At 64.4% G+C, this 264-nt stretch carries 1 protein-coding gene; it reads right to left on the reverse strand.

The window, feature by feature from the left end:
* Positions 1-177, reverse strand: a 177-nt coding sequence (locus SB751_RS31600) for an ACT domain-containing protein (RefSeq protein WP_410749220.1), incomplete at its 3' end; no start/stop codon positions are given.
* Positions 178-264: the final 87 nt, after the last annotated feature.

Genomic DNA, 264 nt, shown 5'->3' on the forward strand with positions numbered 1-264 from the left:
CGCGCCGGCCGGCAGGTCGAAGTGCACCCGCAGGAAGAAGCGGCCGGTCTCCTCGTCGCCAAACTGCTGCGAATCGAGGATGTTGCAACCCGATTCGAACAACAGGCCGCTGACGCGGAAGACGATGCCGGTGCGGTCGGGGCAGGACAGGGTCAGGATGTAGTCGTTGTGCTGCATGATTCAGTGGGAAGAATGAGAAGAAGCGTCGTCCGCCAGGCGCGCCAGGGTTTCCTCGGCCAGTGCCAGGCTGGAAGTCAGCCCGGG

Origin of the sequence: Cupriavidus sp. SIMBA_020 (assembly GCF_046535395.1) — a bacterium.
GTDB classification, from domain to species: Bacteria; Pseudomonadota; Gammaproteobacteria; order Burkholderiales; family Burkholderiaceae; genus Cupriavidus; species Cupriavidus campinensis.